The sequence below is a fragment of the Ligilactobacillus salitolerans genome, from assembly GCF_003864415.1.
Taxonomy (GTDB): domain Bacteria; phylum Bacillota; class Bacilli; order Lactobacillales; family Lactobacillaceae; genus Ligilactobacillus; species Ligilactobacillus salitolerans.
The window spans coordinates 1-313 of the sequence record NZ_BFFP01000138.1; the positions used below are offsets into that span (position 1 = coordinate 1).

1 protein-coding gene is annotated in these 313 nt (G+C 52.1%); it reads right to left on the reverse strand.

Annotated features, from left to right (window positions below; genetic code table 11):
- A partial coding sequence (locus LFYK43_RS12395) for a sortase family protein (protein ID WP_501161721.1) occupies nucleotides 1-313 on the reverse strand: 313 nt, incomplete at both ends.

Genomic DNA, 313 nt, shown 5'->3' on the forward strand with positions numbered 1-313 from the left:
CAAATTTTCCTGCAACGGGCTAAACCCAGTCTTGCCATCGTAAAAGTTATGACTGGCTAGTCCATAATTTCCCTGCCCCATGCGCGGCTTGAGCTTGCCCTGAGGATCAGCTTGACTGCGATTAGCATAATCCGCCCCGGCTGCGAGCCCTTTTTTCGAATAGGCATCATTAAAAATCGGCTGTAAGATCTGGACCCGAGGGATACTCACATAGCCCTGCTTGGTCAAGCCCCGCTGAGCTTGTGTCTGCCGCATCATTTGACGGCGGATCTCTTGCCGCTTATTCCAAGATAAGTGGATCTGCTGGCTCGTC